Genomic DNA, 24097 nt, shown 5'->3' on the forward strand with positions numbered 1-24097 from the left:
CCCGCGATAAGACCCCAAAAAAACAAATGCTTGGCCGGCGTCTCAGCCTGTCGTCGTCACGGGCAGGGCTTGACGCCCCAGCCTTTGCGGCCGCGCCAGCAGGAGAAGTCTTCCTTCACCGCGCGCAGGGTCCATACATTGTCTTCGCGGCTGAGCTGGAAACGCTGGCGCGTGCCCTTGACGCTGTCGTCCATCAGGCCTTCGCGCAGCAAGGCGATGCTGGCTTTGTCGAAGGCTTCCGGCGAGCTGATCTGTATCACTTTCAGGCTGCGGTATTCGAACTGGCCGTCTTCGCCCAGCCGGTTCTTGGCGAAACGCAGCACGACCTCAAGCGGCAGTTCGCCCGGCTGGCCGGCGAACGGCAGCCGCGCTTCGTCGCTGTAGGCGGAGGCGGCGGCGGGAATCGCGGCCAAGGCGGCCGCGGCGCAGAGCATCATCGCTTTCATGTCCATCCTTGCATCCGGTTGGAGTGGAAAGCTGGGTTCGACCCCCGCTGCGGCTAATTAGTTGCGCCGATTCAAACCCGGCCGGCCAGATGGGCGTCGCGAAAGCGCTCCAGCTGCCGAAGCAGCGCGTCCAGGATGTCCGGCTCCCACAGCGAATGGCCGGCGGCCTCCACCAGTTCGTAGTGGGCTTGCGGCCAGGCCTGGGCCAGCCGTAGCGCGGTGGCCGGCGGGCAGACCACGTCGTAACGGCCTTGCACGATGGCGGCGGGGATATGGCGGATGCGCGCCAGCCCGTCCAGCAGCGCTCCTTCCGGCAGAAACACGCGGTTGACGAAGTAATGCGCCTCCAGCCGCGCCAGCGACAAGGCCACGTATTCGCTGCCGGCGCGCTCGGCGGCGTCGGCGTTGGGCCGCAGCGCGACGCAAGCGCCCTCGTAACGGCACCAGGCGCGACAGGCCGGCAGATGCACAGCCGGGTCGGGATCGGTCAGGCGCCGGTAGTAAGCGGCCAACAAGTCGCCGCGCTCGGCTTCCGGGATCGGCGCGACGAAACGTTGCCACTCCTCGGGAAAGAACTGGCCCATGCCGTGCAGAAACCAGTCGATCTCGCGGCGCTCGCCCAGGAAGATGCCGCGCAGAATCAGGCCGCTGACCCGTTCCGGATGCGCCTGAGCGTAAGCCAGCGCCAGCGTGCTGCCCCAGGAGCCGCCGAACACCAGCCAGCGCTCTATGCCCAAGTGCTCGCGCAGCCGTTCGATGTCCGCCACCAGATGGGCGGTGCTGTTGTCGCGCAGCTCGCCGCGCGGCGTCGAGCGGCCGCTGCCGCGCTGATCGAACAACACCGCGCGGTAAAAGCCGGGGTCGAACAGCTGGCGGCAGGCCGGCACGCAGCCGTCGCCCGGCCCGCCATGCAGGTAGAGCGCCGGATAGCCCTGTGGCGAGCCGCACTGCTCCCAATACATCGCATGCATGCCGTCCAGCTGCAACATGCTGCTGGCGAACGGCGCTATCGGCGGATACAACATGGCCTCTCCATCGGGGAACAAGGGAAAACGCGCCGCGCTCAACCGCGCAGCAGATTGAACAGCATTTCGCTGGCCATCACCGCCATCAAGGCGGCGAACACCTGCTTCAAGCGCGCCACCGGCAGCTTGTGCGCGGCGCGCGCGCCCAGCGGGGCCATCAGTACCGTCATCAACATCAGCGCCAGCGTCGCCGGCAGATAGACGAAGCCCAGAGCGCCGTCCGGCAAGCCGGCCGCGCCCCAGCCGCTGTAGAGGTAGCCGACGGCGCCGGATACGGCGATGGGCCAGCCCAGCGCCGCGCTGGTGGCGATGGCGGTGTGCACCGGCACATTGCACCAGCTCATGAAGGGCACGCTCATCGAGCCGCCGCCTATGCCCACCCAGCTGGAGACCATGCCGATCAGCCCGCCGGCGCCCCATTGCCCGGCCTGGCCCGGCATGCCTCGGCTGGCCTGCGGCTTGAGGTTGAAGAACATCTGCACGGCGACCAGATAGGCGTAGCCGACGAAGAACCATTTCAGCGCCAGCCCGGAGATCGCGCCGGCCACCAGGCTGCCCAGCAAGGTGCCGACCACCATCGCCGGCGCCATCGCCCGCACGATGCGCCAGTCCACCGCTCCCCTCTTATGGTGGGCGCGCACGCTGGACAGGCTGGTGAACATCATCACCGCCAGCGAAGTGCCCACCGCCAGATGCTGGGCGTGGTCGCCGCCCAGCTGCGCGGCGGACAAGACGCCCAACACCACCGGCACGATGACCAGGCCGCCGCCGACGCCGAGCAGGCCGGCCAGGAAGCCGGCCACCGCGCCGCAGGCCAGCAGCGCCAGAACCAGCGGAACGCTCAGCATGCCAGCAGTTGTTCAGTGATGTAGCGCCATTCGTCCTCGCTCAAGGGCGTGATGGACAGCCGGTTGCCGCGCTTGAGCACCGTCATTTCCGCCAGCGGCGGGTGCTGGCGCAGCTCGGTCGGGGACAGCAGCCGGGTCTTGCGCAGGAAACGCACGTCCACCGCCAGCCAGCGCGGCGCGTCGGGAGAGGATTTGGGGTCGTAGTAAGGGCTTTCCGGATCGAACTGACTGGAATCCGGATGAGCGGCGGCGGCGATTTCCGCCAGGCCGGCCACCCCGGGCTCCGGGCAGGACGAGTGCCAGAACAGCAGCCGGTCGCCGGTTTGCATGCCGTCGCGCATGAAGTTGCGCGCCTGGTAATTGCGCACGCCGGTCCACTCGAACAAGCGTTCGGGCTCGGCGGCGAGATCGTCGATCGAGGTATCGTCCGGTTCGGACTTCATCAGCCAGTATCGCATGGGCAATGTCTGTTAATCAGTCAGGGAAAGGGTTAACGCTTGCTCAATCTTACTGGAAAGATTGCGGCTTAGGCTGTCTTCACTGACCCGCAAGGGCGTTCAAAACCAGGATCGAAAGGAAAGATCATGAAAACGCGTGAAAAACAGCTGATGATGGGCCTGTTGCTGAGCGGCGCCTTGAGCGCCTGCGTGGTGGCCCCGCCCCGCGCGGTGGTGGTCAGGCCCGCGCCGATGGTGGTGCGCCCGGCGCCCGTCGTGGTGACGCCGGCCTATGGCTATTACGGCGACTACGGCCGCCGCCCCTGGCGCTGAGCGCCTGTTCAAAGTCCGCCGCGCGGCGGCAGATGGCGGGGCTTTCAACGCCGGCGGTCCGTACCCGCCTCACCGCGCGCAGCGGAGCGCAAACGAGTTCTAAGCCGCGCGCAGATACAGCCAGCCGCCCAGCAAGGCCAGGTTCAAGGTCGCGCCGCACCAGAACAGCAGCCGGAACGGTTGCTTGACGGTCTTGTGGCGGAACAGCCGACGCGCCATCAGCCCGCCGGGCCAGCCGCACAAGACGCCCAGCCACAACAGGCTGGCTTCCGGCGTGCGCGGCCCGCCGCGCTCCGCCGCCCGCTTGTCGCGCCAGTACAGGACGAAGCACAGCAGACTCAGGCCCGCATACAGCCATACCGCCGCCCACTCCAAGCGCCCCAGCAGGGCCAACACCGGCAAAACGGCCAGGAAGACGACAGCTATCGGCATTGCGGCCCCAAAGGCAGCCTGCGCAGGCCGGATTCGGTCAGCAGGTAATCGAGCCGGACGTCCCACGGTTCGCGCGGCACCCGCTCGACGCGCTGGCAGTCGTAGGCCACGCCCACCAGCAGGGGCTTGCCGAACTGGCGCGCGCGCTGGCGGAAAGCCAGCGTGGTGTCGTAGAAGCCGCCGCCCTGGCCCATGCGGTAGCCGTCGGCGTCGATGGCCAGCAGCGGCACGAACAGTACGTCCAGCCGTTCGGCGCGCAGCGCCGGGCCGTCGTATTCGGCGATTCGGTAACGCGGGTGCAGATACCAGCGGTCCGCCGCGCCCAGCCGGCTGAACCACAGCCGGCGGCCGCGCCGCGGAATCTGCGGCAGATAGACTTCCGCGCCGCGCCACAGCGCGGCGCTCATCAGAATTTCCAGATCCAGCTCAGAGCCGGCGGCCAGATAGGCGCCGACGCGCTTGCCGCGCTTGAGCAGCCGCGAGGCGTGACGGGCGATCGCCTGCATCGCCTGCAAGCGATAACGAGGGCTCAGCGCCTGGCGCGCGCGGCGAATTCGCCTGCGCAATGCGGGCTTGTCGAGGGCATTCGGATCGGAAGCAAGGAAAGGTGCGGTCATGGCAGAGGGGGGAGCCCCCGCGAGTGTCGTTCGGGCAAAATTCGCTTGTACCCTGTTTCCAGGGAGGGCCACCTGCCAGTCATTTCGGGCGCATCCTCAAGAGGACGCGGCACGCCCATGACTCACGCTGGCAGCCTGAAGCGAACGCATTGGTACAAAGGAATTGTGTGCCTTCACAAACACCGCAGGGGGTACTGACCTTGGTGTTCGCCAACAGGCGGCTGATTTAAAACAGCGCTTGCTGGCTTTCGCGGAGCGCCTGGTCGGCGGCTTCGCTCATACTGCGTATTTTACGCTGAAACGCCGCCATCTCCAAGCCCTCTCCCACTTTTGTCTTCAACAAATCGTGAGCGATGTTCAGGGCCGCCATGATGGCGATCTTGTCGGCGTCCATCACCTTGCCGTGTTGCTGGATCATTTCGATCTTGCCGGCCAGCAGGCGCACCGCCTCTTGCAGCGTTTCCTTCTCTTCCGCCGGGGTGCCGATGGTGAAGGAACGTCCCAGCAGTTCGATTTCAACCTGAGCCACGTCGCTCATTCCGCATCCTCCGACGCCTTGGGCAGGCGCTCGACCAGAGCCGCCACCCGCGCGCGGGTTTCGTTGACTTTGAAGTTCAGCTCCGCATTGTCGCGCAGCGCCTCGGACAGCGCTTCGGCAAAACGGCCGTTTTGTGTTTCAAGCTCGCGAATGCGGGCCACCAACGCCGTCACCCGCGACTCGAGATATTCCAGTTCCTTGTCCATGGCGGCGAGGATAGCCGGCGCTCACTTGGCCGTCAAACCCAGCCGCTGCCGCGCTGTGTCCAGCGCGAGACACAGGGCCGCCGCGCCGTCCGCCAGCCGCGGGCCGGGCACCACCATGGCGTCGCCCGGCAAGGCGAACAGCGCGTCTTTGGCCACCGCCGGCAGCGCTTGCCAGCGACGCCACATCCGCAGGCTGGCCTCGTCTCCGGCCAGAATCGCCTGCGGACGCGCGGTCACCACGGTGGCGGCGGACACTTGCGCCGCCGGCTGCTTAAGCTCGCCGAACACATTGACGCCGCCGCACAGGCGAATCAGCGGCCCCATGAAGCTTTGATCGCTGATGGTGAAGATGGGCGTCTGGCTGACCTGGTAGAACACCCGCACCGGCGCGCGCGCTCCGTAGCGCCGGCGCAGATCCGCCAGCCGCTGGCGGTAGCTGGCGGCAGCCTTGCCGGCGCCCGCGTCCGCGCCGGTCAAGCGCCCCAGCGCCAGCATTTCCTTGGCCACGTCGTCCGGCTGCAAAGGGTGGCTCAGATAGACGGGGATGCCCAGGCCGCGCAGGCGCTCCAGTTCGCGCGGCGCGCCCCCGTCGCGCCAGGCCACCACCAGGTCCGGCCGCTGGCGCATCACTTCCTCCAGGCTGAAACCGGTGAAGCTGCCCACTCGCGGCAGGCGCTTGGCCGCGTCCGGGTGGTCGCTATGCTCCACCGTGGCCACCAGCTTGTCGCCGGCGCCTATCGCGTACAGCATTTCCGTGGCGTGCGGCACCAGGGTCAAAATCCTTTGCGCCGGCTGCGCCAGCGTGATGGTCCGGCCGCTGCCGTCCTGGACGCTGACCGCGGCCGGCGCCGGCAGCGCGCTCAGCAGCAGCGTCAAACCCAGCAAGCGTTTCATTCCCCGCCTTTCAAAACCAGCGGCAAGCCGCAGGCCACCAGCGTCACCCGCCGGCAGACCGCCGCCACCTGTTGGTTCAAGCGTCCCAGCTCGTCGACGAAGCAACGGGTCTGGGCGCTGGCCGACACCACGCCCCAGCCGATTTCATTGCTGACCAGCAGCACCTCGCCCCGAGCCTGTTCCAGCGCCGTCAGCAGCTCGGCGCGCTCTTGTTCGAAACCGGCGGTGTCGAAACCGCCGTCCTCGTCGAAAAAGCGCATCAGCCACATGCCCAGGCAATCGATCAGCAACAGCCCGCCCGCCGCGTCGCGGCGGCGCAGTTCGGCGGCCAGCCCGCGGCCGCCTTCCGCCTGCGACCACTGCGCCGGACGCCGCCGGCGATGATGCTCGACGCGGGCGGCGAACTCGGCGTCGTCGCCGCGCAGCTCCGCCGTCGCCAGATAGCAGACCGGGCCCGGATGGGCCAGAGCCAGGGCTTCGGCGTAGCGGCTCTTGCCGCTGCGCGCGCCGCCGGTGATCAGGTGGGGCATGATTCCTTCTTATTTGGAAACGTAACGCACGCCAAGATACCACCCCAAACCACCGGTGTTATAGCCAAATGCTGTTTCATATTCTTTATCAAAAACGTTATCCAGTCGCGCAACAGCCGTCCAATTTTTATTGACCCGGTAGTCGGCAAACAGATTGGTCACAGAGTAACCCGATAGCCAGATTGATTTTCCAGTATTAAAATCAGTATCCGGCCTGCGACCACTAACCTTCCACTCCACGCCAGTCAAGGCGCGCCCCCAATCATACGAAGCATTCAATTGAGCAAACGCGCGCGCGCGTCGTATCAGTTGAGTATCAAGCTGCTTGTCCTTCGGATCCTGATACGTTGCCGATCCGGAAATATCCCACGAATTGATAGAACGACCACCAGATAGAGTCACACCATTAATACGCGCATCTTTATTCTGAGCCCCAGTCAGATTATTTTGATACACGATCAAACTATCTATTTGATTGCGATACCAAGTTAATTCCGCATGGCTACTACCTTGACGCCACTTGATTGCAGCTTCAACGTTCTGAGACACCTCTGGCTTCAATAGCGGATTAGGCTTGTAAGACCCATACAAATCATCAAAGGTCGGAGCTTTGAAAGCCGTCGCATAGCCCACCCGAACCAGCCACTCTTCACTCAAACGGAAACCATAACCGATGGACCCCGTATTTTTTCCACCAAACTGAGAGTTCACATCCCTACGAGCGCTGGCTTGCAACAGATGTTTTCCGAACTCGCCTTGATAGCTCAAGAATCCCGCCTTATTGTCTCGGGAAGTCACAGAATATCCTTGGGGGAAGTAGTAAGCATTTCCATTGACATGCTGATCGGTGTACACCACCCCAGCCACAAAGCCACCCAATGCTGTGTCAATCGTATTTTGCCACTGCCATTCGTTCTGCTCTGTCGCATACAGACTAGAACGAGTATCCATATTTCCTGCAGTGAAATTTTCCTGCTTGTCTTCTGTCCGAGTAAAGCGCAAAGAACTTTTCCAGTTGCTGCTCAACTGATTACGCGTTTCGATACTGGCTCCGGTTTGCCGTGCCCGCAACATGTCGCGCGCATCTCTGGTTTCGTCGTAATCTGTTTCCGAAAAAGTTTGAAACAACTGCAAACTTAGATCATGCCCAGGCGATAAGGTTTGCGTCACTCTGGCATTGTAAGCAGTATTCTCATACCCATCGCGATCCGGATTATAGGAGTAATAACCAGCCTTAGGATTGGTAGCAGAGAAGCCTCTTGTCTGCTCACGGCTCACTGCAAAGCTATAAGCAGTCCCACCGGTCTTACCCGTAAAAGAAGCATCCGAACGGAAAGTCCCCCGATCTCCACCACCAAAGTTCAGGCTCCATACCGGAGCCCCCTCGCCCTGCCGAGTAAAAATCTGTATCACACCACCAATTGCGTCGGCCCCATACAAGCTAGAGGCAGGCCCTCTCACAATTTCGATGCGATCGATTTGGGCCAATGGAATATGCTCAAGGGCTGATGCGCCACTAGAAGCGGAAACAATACGCATGCCATCAATCAAGACCAACGTATGCTTCGGGTTAGCACCTCTTAAAAACAGACTTGCGTTTGTACCCGCTCCGCCATTGCTCGCACTCTCAATGCCAGGCTGTCGCGCAAGCAACTGCACCAGATCACGAACGCCTGACTCCTCGATTTCCTGACGTGTAATTACACTGACATCAGATAGGGTTTTCGCTATAGACTGCGGCTGGCGCGTCGCCGTCACAATCACCGGATCGCCGGCGAACTCGGGCACATTGGCGGCATAGGCCTGGCCGGCGCAGGCCAGCGAGACCAGCAACGCGCATTGTTGAGGCTTGAACATGAAACACACTCCACTTTTATGATCTGGCCGCCGCGGCGGCATTGTTAGGAAGAGTGCGAAGAAGGCATGAAAAGGGGGACGCCGCGGCAAGACGCCGGGCCGTCTGTCGGATCGCCTCCCCGCGATACTCCAGCGTGGCGCGCCTTCCGGGCGGCCATTCGGCGGGCGCGAGCGTTGTCTCCATGATCGCGCATGCCAGCAGGCCGGTCTCCGGGCTGGGCCTTGCGGCGATGCGCCTTCCCATCCGATGGACAGTGGCCGTTGCATCGCCTGGGCGTTCAGGTTCAAGGGCTCGCCAGTCAATCGCGACTCGCTTGCACCGTTTCCTGCACGCCAGGCCTTACCGTTGCGGGGGCAGCGCCGGTTTTGCACCGGCTTCCCGTTTCATCCGCGGCGCTCAAGCCGCGGACACCTGCAGGTTCCGGATTATACCGGAGAGCATCCCGACGGGATGGTGCCAAAAGAAATATGTTTAGTTAGGATCAAATCGTCCATCGGCTGTGGGTTGCCCCCGCGCCGGGCTATCGCTTAAAGTCGCCGCTGAATCACTCTCTCATCCAGGCTGGAGCTGGCCATCCCATGACATTCACCGACACCTTTCGCTCACCCGATTTCGCCGCCTACCAGGCCGCCCGCGCCCGTCAGGCCACATTGACCAAGCCGGCGGGCAGCCTGGGCAGGCTGGAAGAGCTGGCCTGCCGCTTCGCCGCCTGGCAGGGCAAGACCTGCCCGGACGCGCTGCGGCCGGCCATCACGGTGTTCGCCGGCGATCACGGCGTGACGGCGGAAGGCGTGTCCGCCTATCCGTCGGTGGTGACCGGCGAGATGGTGCGCAATTTCGCCAATGGCGGCGCGGCCATCTGCGTGCTGGCGCAAAGCCTGGACGCCAGACTGGAGGTGGTGGACGCCGGCGTGCTCAGCGACGTTTCCGCGCTGCCCATCGTCCACGCCAAAGTGCGGGCCGGCACCGGCAATCTGGCCAGGGAGGCCGCAATGACGCCGGCGCAGGCGGAAGCCGCGCTGGAGGTGGGCCGCCAGGCCGCGCGCCGAGCCTTGGCCGGCGGCGCCAACCTGCTGATCGCCGGCGACATGGGCATAGGCAACACCACCGCGTCCGCCGCGCTGATCTGCCGGCTGGCGGGCTTGCCGCCGGAGCGCATCGTCGGCCGCGGCACCGGCCTGGACGAGGCCGGCCTGGAGATCAAGCGCCAAGTGGTTCGCGCCGCGCTGGCCCGCGTCGCCGGCCGCGAATTGTCAGCGCTGGAAACCCTGGCCGAGCTGGGCGGCCTGGAAATCGCCGCCATGGCCGGCTTCTATCTGGAAAGCGCCGCCCAGGGCGCGCCGGCGCTGGTGGACGGCTTCATTTCCAGCGCCGCCGCGCTATGCGCGCTGGCGCTGGAGCCGCGCGCGGGGGATTGGCTGCTGGCCAGCCACCGCTCCGAGGAAACCGGCCACCTGCTGGCGCTGCACGCGCTGAAGCTGGAGCCGGTGCTGGACCTGGGCATGCATTTAGGCGAAGGCTCCGGCGCCGCGCTGTGCGTGCCCTTGCTGCAAATGGCCATCCGCCTGCACAACGAGATGGCCACCTTCGCCGAGGCGGGCATCACCGGAAAAGCGGAATGAACCCCTATACCCTGACCCTGCTGCGCCACGGCGAGATCGACCATGACGGTCGTTTGATCGGCAGTTGCGATTTGCCGCTGAACGCTCTGGGACACATTCAGATGGCGCAAAGCTGGCAACGCATTTGCGCGCTGGCGCCGGTGACGGCGATGGCCAGCTCGCCCTTGCAACGCTGCCGCGAGTTCGCGGTCCAGCACGCCTTGCACGGTTCGCTGACGCTGAAAGTGGACCCGCGTTTCGCGGAAATGGACTTTGGCGACTGGGACGGCATGGACGTGCAGGTGCTGGCGCAGCGCTATCCGGACTGGCGCGCCAAGCTGGCCGCCGGCGAACTGACGCCGCCCGGCGGCGAGCCCTACGAGGCGTTCCGCACCCGGGTGCTGGCCGGCCTGTCCGAATGGATGACCACGGCCAACGGCAGCCACCGCGTGCTGGTCACCCACGGCGGCGTCATCACCACTTTGCTGGCGGAGCTGCTGGGCGCGGATTTCTCGGTGGCCAAGCTGATGACGGTGCAGCGCGGCGGCTTTGCCCAGTTGTCCATCCTGGACGGGCATCCGGCCTATCTGATGCGGCTGGAAGCCCCGTGCGCGGACTGATTCTGGCGCTGCAGTTCCTGACCCGCCTGCCTACGCCGCAGTTGCGCGAATTCAAGCCCGAATGGCTGGCCGACAGCGCGCGCTGGTTCGGCGCGGTGGGTCTGATCGTCGGCGCGCTGTTGCTGGCGGCGCTGACCCTGGGCCGCCTCAGCGATCCCTGGCTGGCGGCGCTGCTGGCGCTATTGACGTGGACCTGGGTCACCGGCGGCCTGCATCTGGACGGCCTGGGCGATCTCGCCGACGCGCTGGGCGCGGCGCACCGCTCGCGCGAACGTTTCTTCGAGGTGCTGAAAGATCCCCATGTCGGCAGCTTCGGCGCGCTGGCGCTGATCCTGGCCGTCGTCGCCAAGCTGGTCTTGCTGATGCTGCTGGCCAAGCAGCCGGCGCCGGCTTGGGGCCTGCTGCTGATTCCCGCCTGGTGCCGCTGTTTCGCGGTGTACTGGTCGGCCAGCCTTCCGGCGATCGCGCCCGGCAGCGGCGAGCGCTTCGCCTGGAAACGCCACTGGCCCAGCCTGGCCGTCAACGCGGCGCTGCTGGCGGCGCTGTCCGCCTGGCTAGCCCCGCCCTTGTTGCTGGCGCCGCTGGCGGCGCTGGCCTGGCGGCGCTTCCTGCTGCGCAAGCTGGGCGGCATGACCGGCGATTGCCTGGGCGCGGGCATAGAGTTGTGCGAAATCGGTCTCTTGCTGCTGCTGGCGGTCCGCTGGCCCGCGCTCTAGCGACGCTGTAAAGATTCCGCCATGTCTTCGTCATCCGGCGGAGATGCCGCGCGCGGATACTGGCGGCGTCGTCATCGCCTGGAGCCGCCATGGCCCATCTGGAGATCAGCTGCGAACGCGGCCGGCTGGACCGCGACATGATTCAGCGCTTCCTGGCCCAAACCCACTGGGCGCAAGGCTTGACGCCGGCGCAGCTGGACAAGGCCATCGAGCACTCGCTGGTCTTCGGCGCTTACCGCGGGCAGCGGCAACTGGGCTTTGCCCGCATCGTCACCGACTACGTCAGCTTCGCCTATCTGTCCGATGTGTTCGTGCTGGCCGAGGCCCGTCGCCTCGGCGTCGGCCAAGCGCTGATGGAAGCGGCGCTGGCCCATCCCGAACTGCAGCAGCTGCGGCGCTTCCTGCTGGTGTCGCGCGACGCGCGCCCCTTCTATCGCCGGCTGGGTTTCGCCGAGCTGCGCGACGGCGAACGCTATATGGAGCTGCGCCGCGAGCCGGCGGCCGTGCCGGCTCGCGCCTGGTCCTGGTTCCGCGCAAATAAAAACGCCGCTTGATGAAAGCGGCGTTCCTGCAAATCCAAACAAGCTGGACCTGTTACAGCGTGCCGTCCAGCTTCTTGTTGCGCATCAGGCACAGCATGTCGCAGGCCAGATGCGCGGCGGCGATGGCGGTCAATTCGCTGTTGTCATAAGCGGGCGCGACTTCCACCACGTCCATGCCGACGATGTTCAGATCGCCCAGGTTGCGGACGATCTTCAAGGCCTGGGCGCTGCTGAGGCCGCCTGGAACCGGGGTGCCGGTGCCCGGCGCGAAGGCCGGGTCCAGACAGTCGATGTCGAAGGTCAGGTAGACCGGGCTGTCGCCGATGACCTCCTTGATGCGCGCGATGGCGACGTCCACGCCGTTGTCGTGCACCCAGGGCGCGTCCAGCACGTTCATGCCCATGAAGTCGTCGTTCCAGGTGCGGATGCCCACTTGCACCGATTTCCGCGGATCGACCAAGCCCTCTTTCACCGCCTTGTAGAACATGGTGCCGTGGTTCAGGCTGTCCGGCTCCTCGTCCGGCCAGGTGTCGCAGTGGGCGTCGAAGTGCAGCAGCGCCAGCGGCTTGCCGTATTTCTCTGCGTGCGCGATCAACAGCGGGTAGGTGATGAAATGGTCGCCGCCAAAGGTCAGCATCTTGGCGCCGGAGGCCAGGATGGTGCGCGCGTGTTCGATGATGGACCGCTTGATGGTCAACGGGTTGTGCGCGTCGAACCAGCAATCGCCGTAGTCGACCACCGCCAACTCGTCGAAGGGGTTGAAGCCCCAGGGGAAGGGGCTCAGTTCGGCCAGCTGCACGCTGGCGGCGCGAATCGCCTGCGGACCCAAGCGCGCGCCGGAACGGAAGGTGGTGGACAGGTCCAACGGAATGCCGGACACCACTACGTCGGCGCCGGTCAGGTCGCGGCTGTAGTTGCGGCGCATGAAGGACAATACGCCGGCATAGGTGTTTTCAATGGAAGAGCCGTACAGGCCCTGACGGCGGATCGCGCCGTCGCCGAAAATGGCTTCGCTCATAATACTCTCCGCGAGAGAGTACGCCGGGCCAGGATATCCCGGCGATTACCGTCCATCTTGCACAGCCGACGGCTTAAGGCTGCCGCCCCCCTTGGGGCGCAAGCCCGAAGTGTGCCGCGATGCGCGCGGACGCACAAGGTCCAATCAAATCAATGGCTTTCCAGCTGAATGCGCCACAAGCGAAAACGCAGCCGCACGTCGTACCAGACCGGACGCAGGCCCAGCAAGAACAAGAGCAGCGCCAGCGGCAGGGTGAAGCTGTATCCCATATGCTTGAAACCCAGCGCGCCCACCACGCCGCCGCCGAAAAACGACAGCAGGATCAGCAGATAGGTGCGCAGTTTGACGCGGTTGGCGCGCACGTCCTTGACCTTGGGCATGCTTTCGCGGCCGTAGTAGCTGAGCTTGGCCAGTTCGATGCCGATGTCGGTGGCGATGCCGGTCATGTGGGTGCTGCGCAACAAGCCGCCGGACAGCTTGGTGACGATGGTGTTGTGCATCCCCATGATGAAGCAGAGCAGCATCACCGTCAGCGGGGTGAAAAAGCCCTTGTGCAAGGACAGCGCGGCTCCCAGCAGTCCGAACAGCAGCAGCAAGCCGGCCTCCTCCATCATGGACACGCCGTAGCCGCCGCGCAGCCGTTGCCGGCGCGCCCACAGGATCAGCCAGGAGCTGTGCATGGCGCCGGCGATGAAGCACAACAACATCACCAGCAGGGACAGGCCCAAGGTCACCTCGCCCAGCGCGAACTCGTCGGCCATGCCGGACACGATGCCGGACATATGCGAGGTGTAGCGGTGCACGGCGAGAAAGCCGCCGGCGTTGAGCGCGCCGGCGATGAAAGCCATGGACCACCCCAGATGCCGCAAGGTGCGGTCATTGAAGCGGCCCCGGTCCAACAGCCGGGTGATATTGGTTCGTCTGGACATAGCCTGCTGACAGAATGAACAACGGCGGCCAAAGGCCGCCGTCATCGGAGAAATGAAGACCTGCGCCTGCGCCCGGAGGGGCTGATGCCTGATAGTGCATCGCCGCGCCGGCGGTGGCAAGCGGTCAGATCAAGACTGTTCGCCTCAGCCGCAGGATTTCAGGCCTATGCCCGGGGTCAGCCGCTTTTGCAGCGCCTTGAGCTTGTCGGCCTGCTGCGCGTCCAGCGTCTTGAAGCTCAGCGTGGTCTTGCTCGCCTTCTGCCCCTTCTGCTGCACCAAGGCCTTGTCGTAGCCCGCCGCCTTCAGCCGCGCGGCCAGGCCCTTGGCCGCGTCTTCCTTGCCGAACAGGCCCAGCGACAGATGGCCCTTGAAGTCGTCGTTCTTGACGATGTAGTTGTCGAAGCCCTTGCCCTTCAGCTCCGACGACAGCGTCGAGGTTTCCGCCTGGGTGGCCAGCGGCGGGTAGTAGACCCAGAATCGGCCGCCGGCGGCGGCTTCTTCCTTGCTGGCCTCGCTCAGTTGGCCGGCCTTGAGCTTGAGTTGCGGCACGCCGCCCTTGACCCTGGCCAACAGCTTGTCGTCCAGCGGCCCCCATTGCAGGCAGGCCGCGGCGGCTTCCGCCGGCTTGGCCGTTTCGGCCTTGGCGTCCGCTTTGCCCGGCTCGGGCTTGGCGGCTTCCGCTTTGGCGGCCGCCGCTTTCGGCGCGGACGCTTCCTTGGCCTTAGGCTTGGCCGCGACGGCTGGCTCCGCTTTGGGCGCGGAGGTTTCGCGCAAAGGCTCCGCCGCCGGAGCGGACGCGGCCGGCGCGGAGGCGGCGTTAGGCTTCCAGTTGGCCGGCAGCAGTTTAACCAGCTCCGGGCTCACTTCCTGCGCCCGCACGTCCGCCGGCGGACGCTGTTTGAACGAGCCATACATCGCCACCAGCAAATTCAGCACCACGACCAAGGCTAGAAACCACTTCATTTTTCGTCGGCCACCCTTAATAAGCCCAATAACACCAGATTATCCACGATCTCGACCGGCCCGGCGAGCCAAGGCGCCAAGCGCGCGGCGTCGCCGCCGGTCAGCAGCACCCGTACCGGGGCGCGCCCGGTATGCGCTTGCAACTGCCGGCGCTGCGCTTCCACCGCGCCGGTCAGCGCGTATACCGCTCCGCTGGCCAAGGCGTCTTCGGTGCCTTGCGGGAACGGCGTCACCACGCCGGCGGAACGGTCCAGATTGGCGGTGTTGCGCGCCAGGCTGCTCAGCATCAGATTCAGCCCGGGCACAATCAGGCCGCCCAGATAATCGCCCTCGGCCGTCAAGGCCTCCACGGTCAGCGCGGTGCCGGCGCAGGCGACGATCACGTCGCCCTGGTGCAACTGCCGCGCGGCCAGCACCGCCAACCAGCGGTCGGCGCCCTGTTCGGCCGGATTGCGGTAAGCGTTGCGCACATCGCCGAAACCGGCCTCCGCCCGCACCCATCGCAGGGGACAGGGCGTTGCCGCGGCCAAGGCCTTCGCCACCTCCTCGCGCGCCACCGACGCGCCCCAGGCGGCCGTGATCGGCCATTGCCGCCACACTTCGGCCAGGCTGGCGATGTCGCCGTGCTCCACCGCGCCTTGCACCAACCAAGCACGGCCATCATGCACCGCCCATTTGACCCGGCTATTACCGGCGTCGATCAACAACTTCATGCCAGCTTCCTCAAACTGACCTCGCCGGCGTGATAGGTCTTCAACCCGTCGGCGGTGTCCACCAGCAAGGCGCCGCTCTCCGCCACGCCGCGCGCCACGCCCTGCACCGGCTCGCCATGGGAAAAACTCAGGCGAACCGGCGCGTCCTGATGAGCGGACAAGTTCATCCATTCCTGACGCAAGGGCACGAAGCCGTGATGGTCGAAATCGCTCAGCACCCGGTGCAGTTCGTTCAGCAGCTCCGCCAGCAGCGCGCTGCGCGCCAGCTTGACGCCCGCCTCGGCCAAACAGGCCACCGGCTGGTCCACTTCGCCCGGATCGCTCACATTCATGCCGACGCCGATCACCACCGCGGTCGGACCCAGCGCGTCGCCGGACAGCTCGATCAGAATGCCCGCCAGCTTGCGCTCGTTCAACAGCACATCGTTCGGCCATTTCAAGGCCACCGGCGCGCCCAGCCGCCGCAGCGTCCGCGCCAAGGCCACTCCCACCGCCAGGGACAACCCGGCCAATTGGGACAGGCCGCGGTCGAAGCGCCACAGCAGGGAAAAAGTCAGGCCCGAGCCCAAGCGCGCCTGCCAGCGCCGCCCCAGCCGGCCGCGGCCGGCGGTTTGCAGTTCCGTCGCCAACACCAGGCCGTGCAGGCCGCCGCTGGCGGCGCGCGCCAGCAGCTGGCTGTTGGTGGAGTCGGTGCGCTCGGCCACCGCCAGCGTGAACGTGTCCGCCGCCGCTTCGTCCAGGCCATCGCGGATGGCCGCCACGTCCAGCCATTCAAACGGCGCCGCCAAGCGATAGCCCTGGCCGCGCACGCTGAACACGCTGACGCCCAGCTCCTGCTGGATGGCGTGCACCGCCTGCCAGACCAAGGTGCGGGAACAGCCCAGTTCGCCGGCGATGTCCTCGCCGGAATGAAAACGTCCATCGGCGAGATGGCGCAGCACCGCGAAGGCGTGCTCGCTCACCGGCCGGCCTCGCTGGCCCGAATCTTATTCAAGGTGGAGGTGGTGGAGGTGTCGAACAGGAAGGGGATGGAGTGCACCTGGCCGCCGCGCGCCAGGGTCTCGGCGCTGCCTACGATCTTGTCCGGCGTCCAGTCGCCGCCCTTGACCAGCACGTCGGGACGCACCTGCTCGATCAGCTGCGCCGGGGTGTCCTCGTCGAAACAGATCACCAGGCTGACGCTTTCCAGCGCGGCCAATACCGCCGCGCGGTTGTCCTGATGATTGATGGGCCGGTCGTCGCCCTTGCCCAGGCGACGCACCGAGGCGTCGGTGTTCACGCCGACCACCAGGCTGGCGCCCAGCGCCCTGGCCTGCGCCAGATAGCTCACGTGCCCGCGGTGCAGGATATCGAAGCAGCCGTTGGTGAAGACGATGGGACGCGGCAAGGCCGCCAGCTTGTTCGCCAGCTGTGCCTGGGTGCAGACTTTATTTTCGAACAAAGGTGTCGGGTAGGACATCGGCTTCCTTCAAACTCGGCAATCGTCCATGAGCGGGCGCGCCGCCCATGGACATCAAGTTGCGAAGGATACCACAGCCCCCCGCCGCTGCCGCTAGCCAAGCAGCGGACGCCGGCGCGAGGCTGTCGCGTTTCGCCCTCAGCGCCAGCAGTTGCTGACCGTGCCGCTGGCGGCCCCCTTGCTGCCCAAGCTGTTCAGGCTCAGCGTGCCGCAGCTCTCCCCTACCTGCGCCCCGGCCGGCGTCGCCTGCAAGGAATACCCCTGCCCGTTGGCCAGCGTGGCGGATGCGCTCAGATCGCCCATGGTGATGGTGTAGCGGCTGTCCTGGCTGCTGATGCTGGAGGAGGCGTAGCTCAGCGCCGTCAGCGAGGAGGCGTAGCCATTATTGAGCGTGAAGTATTTTTCCTGGGCCTGGGCGATGGCTTGCAACTCGGTCTGCGCTTCGGCCCGATAGGTGCGCTGCACATAGTTGGTGTACGCCGGCAAGGCGATGCTGGCCAAAATCCCGACGATGGCCACCACGATGATCAGCTCTATCAAGGTGAAGCCGCGCTGCGCGCGCCGTGTCCGCTTATTGCGATGTTTCATTCCCCGCCCTCAGTTATTGGTCAGTTCGCGCCAGGTGACCCGCTTCCAGCTGCGCCCCAGATTCCAGCCCGTGATCGAGGTGCTGCCCGTGGTGCTGCTGGACAGTGAAAAGACCTTGCCGCTCAGGACAAAATCGGTGGTGCCCAGCGAACCGCCCATCTGCTTGCCGATGATGGGCTTGTAGCTGCCGGAGGAGTCCGTCGTCTGCGCCACGGTGTCCGCCAGCTTGGGCTTGATCCCGGCGCCGCCGTTGTCGTACTGCACCCGCAGAATATAGGCGGCGTCCTTGGGCGTGCAAATGTCGCTGCTATCCGAAGAGGGGATGTAGGTCTGGTATTCCAGCGTCTTCGAATAATAATTCAACATCCCCACCACCCGCTCGCCGCTGATGTTCAAATCCTCGTACCAGCCCAGCTTGCCAGAGGTGGTGCCGATCGAGCTGTATTGCGTCGAGCAGCTCAGGTTCGCCGTCGCGCTGGCCAGGGTGTAGTCTTTCCAGCTGATCGAAGTATTGGTGGCCTGCCGGTATGTGGTGCCGCTGATCACATTGGTGGACAGCGTCTGTTGCAACAACAGGCGGCGATCGCAGACCGGCGCGCCCCAGTCCCAAATGCCGTACACGCTGTGGCTGTTGGATTCCGGGCTGCAGCTGCTGGTCTTGTCGCAGCTTTCGATGTACTTGCCGGTGCCGAACATCACCATCCGGTTGGTGTTGCTCGCCGAGGTGGCGCCGTTGCTGACCGGCATGGCCGCCGTCACCGGCGCCAGCACGATGGGCTGCGCCACGCCGCTGCTGTCTTTGGCGCTGAACAAGGGCACGCGGTTCAACGCCACCTTCCAGTTGGACGGCGTGCTGGAGCTGAGGTCGAACTTCCACAGATTGCCCTTCAGGTCCCCGGCGTAGACCACGTCTATCGTGCCGTTGCCGTCCAGATCCACCGGCTCGATGGTGGACAGGCCGTTGGGCGACACCGCGGTGCCGGACAAGGTGGACAGCTTGTAGTAATTGCTGTTCAAGACCCAGCTGGTGCTGGGGTCCAACGACAGAATCAGCAGGGCGGCGTCGCCGTTGGTGCTGTTGTAGCCGTTGTGGCTGACCACATACCACTTGCCGTCATTGAGCTTGATGATTTGCGGTGCGCCGAACACATAGCCCATGTCCAGATCGTTAGTGGCGTTGAACTCCCATTTGGCGATGGAGGCGGCGCTGCTTTCGTTGAACGCGTCCGGATTGGTGATGTCCAGCAGATACAGGCCCTTGCCCCCCGCTCCCAGGCCGCCCGCCAGGTAACTGCCCCAGGTGCTGCCGATCTGGGCGTCGACGGCGACCGGGGTCGAGTCGACATAGAAGTTATGGGTATAGGAGTTGCTGGCCAGCAGGTTCAGGTTGCCGAACACCGGCGAGGGGATGTAGGCCAGCAGTTCGGCGCCGGTCGTGGCCTGAAAGCCATGCAGCATGCCGTCGTTGGCGCCCACGTACACCATGGAGGAACGGCTGCCCTTGCTCGTCACGAAGGACTGGTAGCTGGTGGTGCTGTAGTTCGGATCGCTGGAGCCGTTCGCCGGCGCCGGGATGTAAGCCGGCGAGGAGTTGACGATGTCCCCCAGCTTGGTGGCCGGCCGCGGCCGGAACTGGGTGCTGCCGTAGCCCTCGTTCGCCGGATTGCCGCGCAGATAAGTCAGCCGGCTTTGCGTCACCGAGCTGAGCTCGGACGACGAGGCCCGCAAGGCCTGCTGCTGCACGGTGTTCAAGCTGGACCACTGGAAGGCTTGCCCGCCACCGATGCCGCCGCTGGACGTGATGATCTGGCGGCCGGTGTCGCTGTTCACCTTCAGCTTGGCGTTCCACAGCGGATTGCTCAGGGACAGGCTGGTGCCGCTGATCAGAATCTTGCGCGCGCTCAAATCCCCGGACCAGTCCGCGCTGTTGACCGAGGCTTCATAGTAATAAGTGTCGCCGCTGATGGTGGACTTGCTGCCCACGCCGGCCGAGCCCGAACCGTTCTGGTTGCTGATGTTCTGGAAGGCCTGGTCCAGCTGGGCATTCAGTTTGGACGGGTTGCTGACCAGCGAGTAGTTGTCAGGATTGCCGTCGCCGTCCGCGTCCCACTGCCAGACATTGCTCGGATCGAAAGAGTTGGGACTGCTGGGATTGGTCTTGTTGTCGGTAAAGCCGCCGTACTTGGCCATATACCACAGCGGGCTTTCAAACAAAGTGGTCGAGCCCTTGGTCGGGTCCAGCGTGAAGGTGGCGGTGAAGGTCAGCGGCAACACGCGGCAAGAACCGCTGCTGAGGCCGTAGTTGAGCGGGTTATAGCCGGTCTGGCCGCTGCTGGTGCCTATGCACTGGGTGGCGGTGTTCTGGGTGGTGTCGTTCTCACGCACCACCAGGTAGGCGCCGGCCTTGTTCTCGGTGGAGGCCCCCGCCAACGGTTGCACGCCGGAAATGATGAAGCCGAGATGGTTCCAGTAGCCGCTGGCGGCATAGGTGGAATTGACCGTCACCTGCACCTGGTTGCTGCCCACCTTGGTGATCTGATAGGTGGCGATCGAGTCCAGGTCGTAGTCGCTGCCGAACTCGCTGTCGTCGAAGTTCGCCTGGAAGGAATAAGAACTGCCGTCGCTGGCCGCGCTGGTCAAAAAGAAGTTGGTGATGGTCATGGTGTTGCTTGCGCCGTTCACCACTTTGCCGAAGGGCACCAGCGTCACCGAACCGCCGGTCAAGGGCACGGTAATCTTGGGCAGGGGCGAGGACAGCCCCACCGCGAAAGTGCGCACCGGCGCCAAGGTGGCGCCGCTGGGCGGGCTGGTCGGCGTCACCAGGATATTGGTGCGCGCGTAATAGGCGGCCATCGCCGCGTAAAAACTGCCCTGCCGCGTCGGTTCCTCCGGCGACAGGCCGCGAACATCGAAGTTGGACGCGGCCTTGCTGGTCGGCAAACCGTCGGCAGTGCCGCCGGACACCTCGCCTATCATCACGTTCTGGCTGCCGCTGCCGAACTGGTATCCCCACAAGGTGTTGCCCAGCTGGCTAACGTTCATTCCGCTCAAATCATTGCTGTAGGAGAAGCCCCAGGGCGAACCCGGCATCTGGCTGTCGTAGGAGGTCAAGGCCTCGCTGATCACGGTGACAAAGGGCTTGGTGCACCAGGCCCTGCCGTTATAGGGGTTGGTCCAGCTGGTGATCTTGGGCAAGCCCAAAGTACTGGTGTCGATCGAAGTGGTGCCGGTGATGAATTTGGGCCCGCTCTTGCCCGCCAGATAGCGCAAACCCTCGTAATACATGGTGGCCACCGGGTTGCCCCAGTTGCCGCTGCCGCTGGTGGAGGTGTCGTAGCTGGAGCTGGGCTTGTTGATCCTGAGGCGGTCGATGATGTCGGCAATCCCGCCGGCCTTGAAAGTGCCGTCGCTGTTCAACTCATTGCCGAACTTGCCGATGGCGTCGCGCAGCACCCCGCCCAGTTGCGGAGAATCGTAAGAGCCGGTCAGCAAGCCAAACTCCATATTGCTGCTGATGCCGTATTTGTGCAGCAGGCCGGTGGGCAGGTAATTGCTGCCGTACTGGTTGCAATTGCTTTCCAGCAGACCCGCCACGCAAACCCGCACTTGCATGGTCAAGGCGGTGAAGTTCTGAGACAGCTTGCCGTTGCTCTCGGTGCTGACCCAGTCCGTCATCACGTTCTTGGTGGGATCCATTGCCGCGATCCGCAATACCGGCGTGCCGGGATAAGTCCCGCTGTCCATGTTCACCATGACGATGTTGCGGCCCGCCGACAACATACTGGCTATGGTGCTGGTGGTGGTGCCTGCGCCGTTTTCATACTTGGACACACCCAGCGTAGTGTCGATATAGGACGCCAAGGACACCGTGGGGCTGGTCGAAATGACGCTGCCGAAGGACTTGCCCCACACATGGGCGTCCAGCGGGATATTGGAGCGGATCAGGGTGGCCGGCGAAGCGCTGGCCCGCTTGCCGCCGTACAAGGATTTGCGCAGCACGTCGATGCGCGACATGGTGACGTAGTTGAGGAAGTCCCCGCTCCAGTGCGAGCCGTCGCAGGTTTTGTCGCTGGTCGCGGCGTAGGGAATGAAGGCGCTGCTGGACGAGCTGTAGGTGTAACACTTGAAGGAATCGAAATAGCCGTAATAATCGATGGACTTGGGCTTGTAACCAATGTCCGGCATCCCGACGCCATCCAGATCGGTGTAGTCGTTGTAAGCCGCGACGAACAGATTATGGCTCTTGCCCATCACCAGCAGATTGATCGGGTTCACTTGCAAAGTGTTTTGCAATAGGGGTTGAGTCGGGATGGTCAGCGCCCAGGCCAGGCTTCCCTGGAACAAGGCCAAGATCAGACCCAAGCAACCCCGCATCATGATGCGCGCCATATCCCGTCTCCTTACTGCTCCACCCAGACGATGGATTCCAACTGCGTCTGAGTTGTGTTCAACAGAGTCTTGCGGCCGCCATAGCCCGTCGCCAGCAGGCGGTAGTAATCGCGCCCCCCGCTGGTGCTGACATAACTGATGGTATAGGTGGCGGATGCGGCAGAATTGGACACCGCGACGGTGCCGCTCGCCGTGGTGCCGCTCGCCGGCAGATTGTCCGCCGTGGCGATATAGGTCTCCGCCTGACGCATCGCCACTTCCGCGGCCATGAAGGCTATGGCCCGCTCGCGGTTGTTGCCGCCCAGTTTTTCTTCCATCAGGGCTGAACGCACGGCGCCGAAACCGAGCATCGCCAGCACGGTCAGGAAAATCAGGGCCACCAATAATGAAAACCCCTGTTGTTGCGCCTTGGCCGTCATGACAGATTGTTCCGCAAGAAGATGGACGTCCGGAAAGTGCGCGCCAGCTTGCCGTTATTGGACACCCCGGCCGCCGGATAAGCGCTGCCATTGCAATCGGTCACCGAATAGCCGCTGGGCGCGGTGTACTGGGTGTCCGACTCCACCAGGATGCAGACCCGCACCACATGCACTTTGGTCCAATCGGTGACGCTGGCCGCGGCGACATAACTCTCAGGGATATTATCCGGCGTCGTGCTGCTATCCACCCCGTACGACAGCACCAATTGCTTCACTCCGCTCAACACCGTGCTGGTGCTGCCCGCCGAAGTGCAGGTCATCACATCGCTGGCGGTGCGGGCAATCGAAAAATTATAGGCAGTCGACGCGCTGGCCACCGGACTGCCCTGGCAATCGATGATCTGATTGTCGCCATTGCCGTAAAAACGGTAGTTCAAGGTGCCGCTCGCCTCCAGCAACACCGTTCCCGCGCTGGTGAACGTGGTGCCGCTGGCGGGGAAATTCACAGCCAGACCATTTGCCAACTTGGTCGTATCCACGTAGCCGGCCTGACGCACTTGTTCCGACACCCAACGGATGGCGAAACGCCCCTTCTCCTGCACCTCGGCCTGCGCCGCCTGACTACGGAACACGGTCTTGTTGGAATAGAACACCTGGCCGACCACCAGCACCACCATCAAGCCCAGCGTCAACGCCACCATCAGCTCGATCAAGGTCATGCCGCGTTCATGGCGGCTGCGCATCGCCAAGGTTTTCATCGGAATCGGTACTCGAAGGTCTGGGTTTGCATGGGCGTGGTGCCGCTCGCCGCTTTTTCCTGCCAGCTGACGCTGACCGAAACCTGGCAGGCCGTGCCAGTGCCGGAAGCGCCGGCCAGGCTGTAACTACAAGCGCTCAAGGTGCTGGCCGTCGTGCCGTCCGTTTTTTTCAACAGCACCTGTACGGAACCGGAGCCGAGCAAACTATTGGCAGTGCTTGAGAAATAAGAAGTGTCGGATGCGGCAATAGTCTGAGTGCCGGAACTGTTGGCTGTGCACTCCGACGTCGCCACCCCGGAGGCGTAGCATCCCAGCGCGCTATTCAAATCCATCTGATTGCTGGCGGAATTCAAGGCGTAGACTTGGTCGCCTGTCGCCGCCCGCACCCGCTCGGCCGCCTCCACCGCCAACTCCGAGGCCAGGCTGCGCATATAAGCGTCGTGCGAATCGCGGATGGACTTCAGCTGCATGCCGGCCATGGCCAACAAGCCCAGCGCCACCACCAGCACCGAGATCAGCACCTCCAGCAAGGAGAAGCCCGCCTCCGCTTTTATCCCCGTACGCATATTCAATTCCCGCTGATCAAGCCGTACGGCGCCACCTGCACCGTACTGCTGGCCGTAGTGGTCTGACTTCGAAACTGAATCTGCAGCGTGGAGCTCAAGCGCGTGCCGCTGGCCGTCGCCCCTCGCGCCTCGCCGCTGGGCGCAAAACGAAAACCGGCCACCGTGCTCGAAGCGATGGCCGCGCCGCCGGGATTATGCACCGACAGGATTTCACTGCTCGAAGGCGCGCCGCTGCCGTCGAGATCGGCGTAGACCAACCAGCCCACCGACCAATTGCTGGCCGTATTGGAACAGCTGCTGCCATCGGTGGACGCGCACACGCCCACCGCCACGCCGCGGCGAATCGCCTCGGCGCGGGCATTGGTCATGTCCGCCACCAAGGCGCGCGACAATGCCTGGTAACGATTCGTGTCGATGAATTGGTTAAACGCCGGCACCGCCAATGCCAGGCCTATCCCCACCACCGCAATGGCCACCAATAGCTCAACCATGGTGAAGCCCCCCAACCTCGCTCGCCGGCCCATTCCATTCCCATTGCTTAAGCTGTTTTTTCAGGATTGTATAGAGAAGCGGATGCAGGCAAGCCTGGCTGGACAAGCGGCAACTAAAGCAAGACAGAAGGGTAAAACAGAGAGGCAAACGGGATTGAGCC

The 24097-nt window shown here is 64.3% G+C and carries 28 protein-coding genes, 1 other RNA gene and 1 riboswitch; of the genes, 5 read left to right on the top strand and 24 right to left on the bottom strand.

All coding sequences use genetic code 11. From position 1 onward, the window contains the following. Window positions 1-56: 56 nt before the first annotated feature. The 4 genes from JW897_RS09970 to JW897_RS09985 form a co-directional block, all read right to left on the bottom strand. Window positions 57-446, bottom strand: coding sequence for a hypothetical protein (locus JW897_RS09970; protein ID WP_205465961.1), 390 nt, complete (start codon window positions 444-446; stop codon window positions 57-59). A 71-nt stretch (window positions 447-517) separates the two neighbouring features. Continuing rightward, window positions 518-1471 carry a prolyl aminopeptidase gene (gene pip / locus JW897_RS09975; protein WP_205465962.1) on the bottom strand — a complete coding sequence of 318 codons (954 nt, stop codon included), beginning with the start codon at window positions 1469-1471 and terminating at the stop codon, window positions 518-520. 38 nt (window positions 1472-1509) lie between these two features. After that, window positions 1510-2319, bottom strand: coding sequence for a sulfite exporter TauE/SafE family protein (locus JW897_RS09980; protein ID WP_205465963.1), 810 nt, complete (start codon window positions 2317-2319; stop codon window positions 1510-1512). Beyond that, complete coding sequence (locus tag JW897_RS09985; protein ID WP_205465964.1) at window positions 2313-2777, bottom strand: EVE domain-containing protein; 465 nt, start codon at window positions 2775-2777, stop codon at window positions 2313-2315. Before JW897_RS09985 ends, JW897_RS09980 begins: the two co-directional genes overlap by 7 nt. Before the next feature lie 126 nt (window positions 2778-2903). Here JW897_RS09985 and JW897_RS09990 point away from each other — a divergent pair, with 126 nt between their 5' ends. Then, window positions 2904-3089 (top strand): hypothetical protein, encoded by a 186-nt coding sequence (locus JW897_RS09990; RefSeq protein ID WP_205465965.1) that lies wholly within the window; start codon window positions 2904-2906, stop codon window positions 3087-3089. A gap of 99 nt (window positions 3090-3188) precedes the next feature. Here the strand turns inward: JW897_RS09990 and JW897_RS09995 are convergent, their stop codons facing one another. The 8 genes from JW897_RS09995 to JW897_RS10030 all read right to left on the bottom strand — a co-directional run bounded on the left by JW897_RS09995 (window position 3189) and on the right by JW897_RS10030 (window position 8163). Further along, window positions 3189-3521, bottom strand: a complete 333-nt coding sequence (locus JW897_RS09995; RefSeq protein WP_205465966.1) for a DUF1294 domain-containing protein — start codon at window positions 3519-3521, stop codon at window positions 3189-3191. Continuing rightward, entirely contained in the window at window positions 3512-4087 is a 576-nt protein-coding gene (locus JW897_RS10000) for a 5-formyltetrahydrofolate cyclo-ligase (RefSeq protein ID WP_240352143.1), read from the bottom strand. Before JW897_RS10000 ends, JW897_RS09995 begins: the two co-directional genes overlap by 10 nt. Window positions 4088-4148: 61 nt before the next feature. Then, window positions 4149-4332, bottom strand: a non-coding RNA gene (ssrS, locus tag JW897_RS10005) — 6S RNA. 32 nt (window positions 4333-4364) lie between these two features. Continuing rightward, on the bottom strand, window positions 4365-4676 hold the full coding sequence (locus JW897_RS10010; protein WP_019101793.1) for a cell division protein ZapA: 312 nt from the start codon (window positions 4674-4676) through the stop codon (window positions 4365-4367). Then, window positions 4673-4882, bottom strand: a complete 210-nt coding sequence (locus JW897_RS10015) for a hypothetical protein (protein ID WP_019101794.1) — start codon at window positions 4880-4882, stop codon at window positions 4673-4675. The genes JW897_RS10010 and JW897_RS10015 overlap by 4 nt, the downstream gene beginning before the upstream one ends. Before the next feature lie 21 nt (window positions 4883-4903). After that, entirely contained in the window at window positions 4904-5776 is an 873-nt protein-coding gene (locus JW897_RS10020; RefSeq protein WP_205465968.1) for a cobalamin-binding protein, read from the bottom strand. Continuing rightward, window positions 5773-6306, bottom strand: a complete 534-nt coding sequence (gene cobU / locus JW897_RS10025) for a bifunctional adenosylcobinamide kinase/adenosylcobinamide-phosphate guanylyltransferase (RefSeq protein ID WP_205465969.1) — start codon at window positions 6304-6306, stop codon at window positions 5773-5775. Before cobU ends, JW897_RS10020 begins: the two co-directional genes overlap by 4 nt. A gap of 9 nt (window positions 6307-6315) precedes the next feature. After that, a complete protein-coding gene (locus JW897_RS10030; protein ID WP_205465970.1) occupies window positions 6316-8163 on the bottom strand; it encodes a TonB-dependent receptor domain-containing protein in 1848 nt (615 codons plus the stop codon). A gap of 184 nt (window positions 8164-8347) precedes the next feature. Beyond that, window positions 8348-8594: riboswitch (cobalamin riboswitch) on the bottom strand. A 148-nt stretch (window positions 8595-8742) separates the two neighbouring features. Here JW897_RS10030 and cobT point away from each other — a divergent pair. From cobT to JW897_RS10050, 4 genes are all read left to right on the top strand, one after another. Then, on the top strand, window positions 8743-9786 hold the full coding sequence (gene cobT, locus JW897_RS10035; protein ID WP_205465971.1) for a nicotinate-nucleotide--dimethylbenzimidazole phosphoribosyltransferase: 1044 nt from the start codon (window positions 8743-8745) through the stop codon (window positions 9784-9786). Next, window positions 9783-10385 carry a histidine phosphatase family protein gene (locus JW897_RS10040; RefSeq protein WP_048413655.1) on the top strand — a complete coding sequence of 201 codons (603 nt, stop codon included), beginning with the start codon at window positions 9783-9785 and terminating at the stop codon, window positions 10383-10385. Before cobT ends, JW897_RS10040 begins: the two co-directional genes overlap by 4 nt. Further along, complete coding sequence (gene cobS, locus JW897_RS10045; protein ID WP_205465972.1) at window positions 10373-11101, top strand: adenosylcobinamide-GDP ribazoletransferase; 729 nt, start codon at window positions 10373-10375, stop codon at window positions 11099-11101. Before JW897_RS10040 ends, cobS begins: the two co-directional genes overlap by 13 nt. A gap of 89 nt (window positions 11102-11190) precedes the next feature. Next, window positions 11191-11655 carry a GNAT family N-acetyltransferase gene (locus JW897_RS10050; RefSeq protein WP_205465973.1) on the top strand — a complete coding sequence of 155 codons (465 nt, stop codon included), beginning with the start codon at window positions 11191-11193 and terminating at the stop codon, window positions 11653-11655. A gap of 40 nt (window positions 11656-11695) precedes the next feature. Here JW897_RS10050 and speB read toward each other — a convergent pair whose 3' ends face one another. From speB to JW897_RS10110, 12 genes are all read right to left on the bottom strand, one after another. Next, entirely contained in the window at window positions 11696-12661 is a 966-nt protein-coding gene (gene speB, locus JW897_RS10055) for an agmatinase (protein ID WP_205465974.1), read from the bottom strand. A 149-nt stretch (window positions 12662-12810) separates the two neighbouring features. Beyond that, window positions 12811-13590, bottom strand: a complete 780-nt coding sequence (locus JW897_RS10060) for a YoaK family protein (protein ID WP_205465975.1) — start codon at window positions 13588-13590, stop codon at window positions 12811-12813. Between the two features lie 144 nt (window positions 13591-13734). Continuing rightward, window positions 13735-14553: an SPOR domain-containing protein gene (locus JW897_RS10065; protein ID WP_205465976.1), complete on the bottom strand. Its 819-nt coding sequence runs from the start codon at window positions 14551-14553 to the stop codon at window positions 13735-13737. Then, window positions 14550-15266, bottom strand: a complete 717-nt coding sequence (locus JW897_RS10070; protein WP_048413661.1) for a type III pantothenate kinase — start codon at window positions 15264-15266, stop codon at window positions 14550-14552. The genes JW897_RS10065 and JW897_RS10070 overlap by 4 nt, the downstream gene beginning before the upstream one ends. Next, the gene (locus tag JW897_RS10075; RefSeq protein ID WP_205465977.1) at window positions 15263-16228 is read right to left on the bottom strand and encodes a biotin--[acetyl-CoA-carboxylase] ligase; all 966 of its coding nucleotides are present in this window, start codon (window positions 16226-16228) and stop codon (window positions 15263-15265) included. The genes JW897_RS10070 and JW897_RS10075 overlap by 4 nt, the downstream gene beginning before the upstream one ends. Continuing rightward, window positions 16225-16725 carry a D-glycero-beta-D-manno-heptose 1-phosphate adenylyltransferase gene (gene rfaE2, locus JW897_RS10080; RefSeq protein ID WP_048413663.1) on the bottom strand — a complete coding sequence of 167 codons (501 nt, stop codon included), beginning with the start codon at window positions 16723-16725 and terminating at the stop codon, window positions 16225-16227. Before rfaE2 ends, JW897_RS10075 begins: the two co-directional genes overlap by 4 nt. Before the next feature lie 138 nt (window positions 16726-16863). Beyond that, window positions 16864-17313, bottom strand: a complete 450-nt coding sequence (locus tag JW897_RS24515) for a type IV pilin protein (protein ID WP_048413664.1) — start codon at window positions 17311-17313, stop codon at window positions 16864-16866. Between the two features lie 9 nt (window positions 17314-17322). After that, window positions 17323-21702 (bottom strand): pilus assembly protein, encoded by a 4380-nt coding sequence (locus JW897_RS10090; protein ID WP_205465978.1) that lies wholly within the window; start codon window positions 21700-21702, stop codon window positions 17323-17325. Window positions 21703-21713: 11 nt separating this feature from the next. Further along, on the bottom strand, window positions 21714-22121 hold the full coding sequence (locus tag JW897_RS10095; RefSeq protein WP_053077294.1) for a pilus assembly PilX family protein: 408 nt from the start codon (window positions 22119-22121) through the stop codon (window positions 21714-21716). Next, the gene (locus JW897_RS10100) at window positions 22118-22879 is read right to left on the bottom strand and encodes a PilW family protein (protein ID WP_048413666.1); all 762 of its coding nucleotides are present in this window, start codon (window positions 22877-22879) and stop codon (window positions 22118-22120) included. The genes JW897_RS10095 and JW897_RS10100 overlap by 4 nt, the downstream gene beginning before the upstream one ends. Next, window positions 22876-23445, bottom strand: coding sequence for a type IV pilus modification protein PilV (pilV, locus tag JW897_RS10105; RefSeq protein ID WP_205465979.1), 570 nt, complete (start codon window positions 23443-23445; stop codon window positions 22876-22878). Before pilV ends, JW897_RS10100 begins: the two co-directional genes overlap by 4 nt. A gap of 2 nt (window positions 23446-23447) precedes the next feature. After that, on the bottom strand, window positions 23448-23969 hold the full coding sequence (locus JW897_RS10110; RefSeq protein ID WP_082158841.1) for a GspH/FimT family pseudopilin: 522 nt from the start codon (window positions 23967-23969) through the stop codon (window positions 23448-23450). Between the last annotated feature and the right edge of the window lie 128 nt (window positions 23970-24097).

The sequence above is a fragment of the Chromobacterium alkanivorans genome (assembly GCF_016937655.1).
GTDB lineage: Bacteria > Pseudomonadota > Gammaproteobacteria > Burkholderiales > Chromobacteriaceae > Chromobacterium > Chromobacterium alkanivorans.

What these genes read in the sequence shown, in the direction of transcription:
- JW897_RS09970 (WP_205465961.1), bottom strand. Translation starts at nt 446, where the DNA reads ATGAAAGCGATGATGCTCTGCGCCGCGGCCGCCTTGGCCGCGATTCCC.
- pip (WP_205465962.1), bottom strand. Translation starts at nt 1,471, where the DNA reads ATGTTGTATCCGCCGATAGCGCCGTTCGCCAGCAGCATGTTGCAGCTG.
- JW897_RS09980 (WP_205465963.1), bottom strand. Translation starts at nt 2,319, where the DNA reads ATGCTGAGCGTTCCGCTGGTTCTGGCGCTGCTGGCCTGCGGCGCGGTG.
- JW897_RS09985 (WP_205465964.1), bottom strand. Translation starts at nt 2,777, where the DNA reads ATGCGATACTGGCTGATGAAGTCCGAACCGGACGATACCTCGATCGAC.
- JW897_RS09990 (WP_205465965.1), top strand. Translation starts at nt 2,904, where the DNA reads ATGAAAACGCGTGAAAAACAGCTGATGATGGGCCTGTTGCTGAGCGGC.
- JW897_RS09995 (WP_205465966.1), bottom strand. Translation starts at nt 3,521, where the DNA reads ATGCCGATAGCTGTCGTCTTCCTGGCCGTTTTGCCGGTGTTGGCCCTG.
- JW897_RS10010 (WP_019101793.1), bottom strand. Translation starts at nt 4,676, where the DNA reads ATGAGCGACGTGGCTCAGGTTGAAATCGAACTGCTGGGACGTTCCTTC.
- JW897_RS10015 (WP_019101794.1), bottom strand. Translation starts at nt 4,882, where the DNA reads ATGGACAAGGAACTGGAATATCTCGAGTCGCGGGTGACGGCGTTGGTG.
- JW897_RS10020 (WP_205465968.1), bottom strand. Translation starts at nt 5,776, where the DNA reads ATGAAACGCTTGCTGGGTTTGACGCTGCTGCTGAGCGCGCTGCCGGCG.
- cobU (WP_205465969.1), bottom strand. Translation starts at nt 6,306, where the DNA reads ATGCCCCACCTGATCACCGGCGGCGCGCGCAGCGGCAAGAGCCGCTAC.
- JW897_RS10030 (WP_205465970.1), bottom strand. Translation starts at nt 8,163, where the DNA reads ATGTTCAAGCCTCAACAATGCGCGTTGCTGGTCTCGCTGGCCTGCGCC.
- cobT (WP_205465971.1), top strand. Translation starts at nt 8,743, where the DNA reads ATGACATTCACCGACACCTTTCGCTCACCCGATTTCGCCGCCTACCAG.
- JW897_RS10040 (WP_048413655.1), top strand. Translation starts at nt 9,783, where the DNA reads ATGAACCCCTATACCCTGACCCTGCTGCGCCACGGCGAGATCGACCAT.
- JW897_RS10050 (WP_205465973.1), top strand. Translation starts at nt 11,191, where the DNA reads ATGGCCCATCTGGAGATCAGCTGCGAACGCGGCCGGCTGGACCGCGAC.
- speB (WP_205465974.1), bottom strand. Translation starts at nt 12,661, where the DNA reads ATGAGCGAAGCCATTTTCGGCGACGGCGCGATCCGCCGTCAGGGCCTG.
- JW897_RS10060 (WP_205465975.1), bottom strand. Translation starts at nt 13,590, where the DNA reads ATGTCCAGACGAACCAATATCACCCGGCTGTTGGACCGGGGCCGCTTC.
- JW897_RS10065 (WP_205465976.1), bottom strand. Translation starts at nt 14,553, where the DNA reads ATGAAGTGGTTTCTAGCCTTGGTCGTGGTGCTGAATTTGCTGGTGGCG.
- JW897_RS10070 (WP_048413661.1), bottom strand. Translation starts at nt 15,266, where the DNA reads ATGAAGTTGTTGATCGACGCCGGTAATAGCCGGGTCAAATGGGCGGTG.
- rfaE2 (WP_048413663.1), bottom strand. Translation starts at nt 16,725, where the DNA reads ATGTCCTACCCGACACCTTTGTTCGAAAATAAAGTCTGCACCCAGGCA.
- JW897_RS24515 (WP_048413664.1), bottom strand. Translation starts at nt 17,313, where the DNA reads ATGAAACATCGCAATAAGCGGACACGGCGCGCGCAGCGCGGCTTCACC.
- JW897_RS10090 (WP_205465978.1), bottom strand. Translation starts at nt 21,702, where the DNA reads ATGGCGCGCATCATGATGCGGGGTTGCTTGGGTCTGATCTTGGCCTTG.
- JW897_RS10095 (WP_053077294.1), bottom strand. Translation starts at nt 22,121, where the DNA reads ATGACGGCCAAGGCGCAACAACAGGGGTTTTCATTATTGGTGGCCCTG.
- JW897_RS10100 (WP_048413666.1), bottom strand. Translation starts at nt 22,879, where the DNA reads ATGAAAACCTTGGCGATGCGCAGCCGCCATGAACGCGGCATGACCTTG.
- pilV (WP_205465979.1), bottom strand. Translation starts at nt 23,445, where the DNA reads ATGCGTACGGGGATAAAAGCGGAGGCGGGCTTCTCCTTGCTGGAGGTG.
- JW897_RS10110 (WP_082158841.1), bottom strand. Translation starts at nt 23,969, where the DNA reads ATGGGCCGGCGAGCGAGGTTGGGGGGCTTCACCATGGTTGAGCTATTG.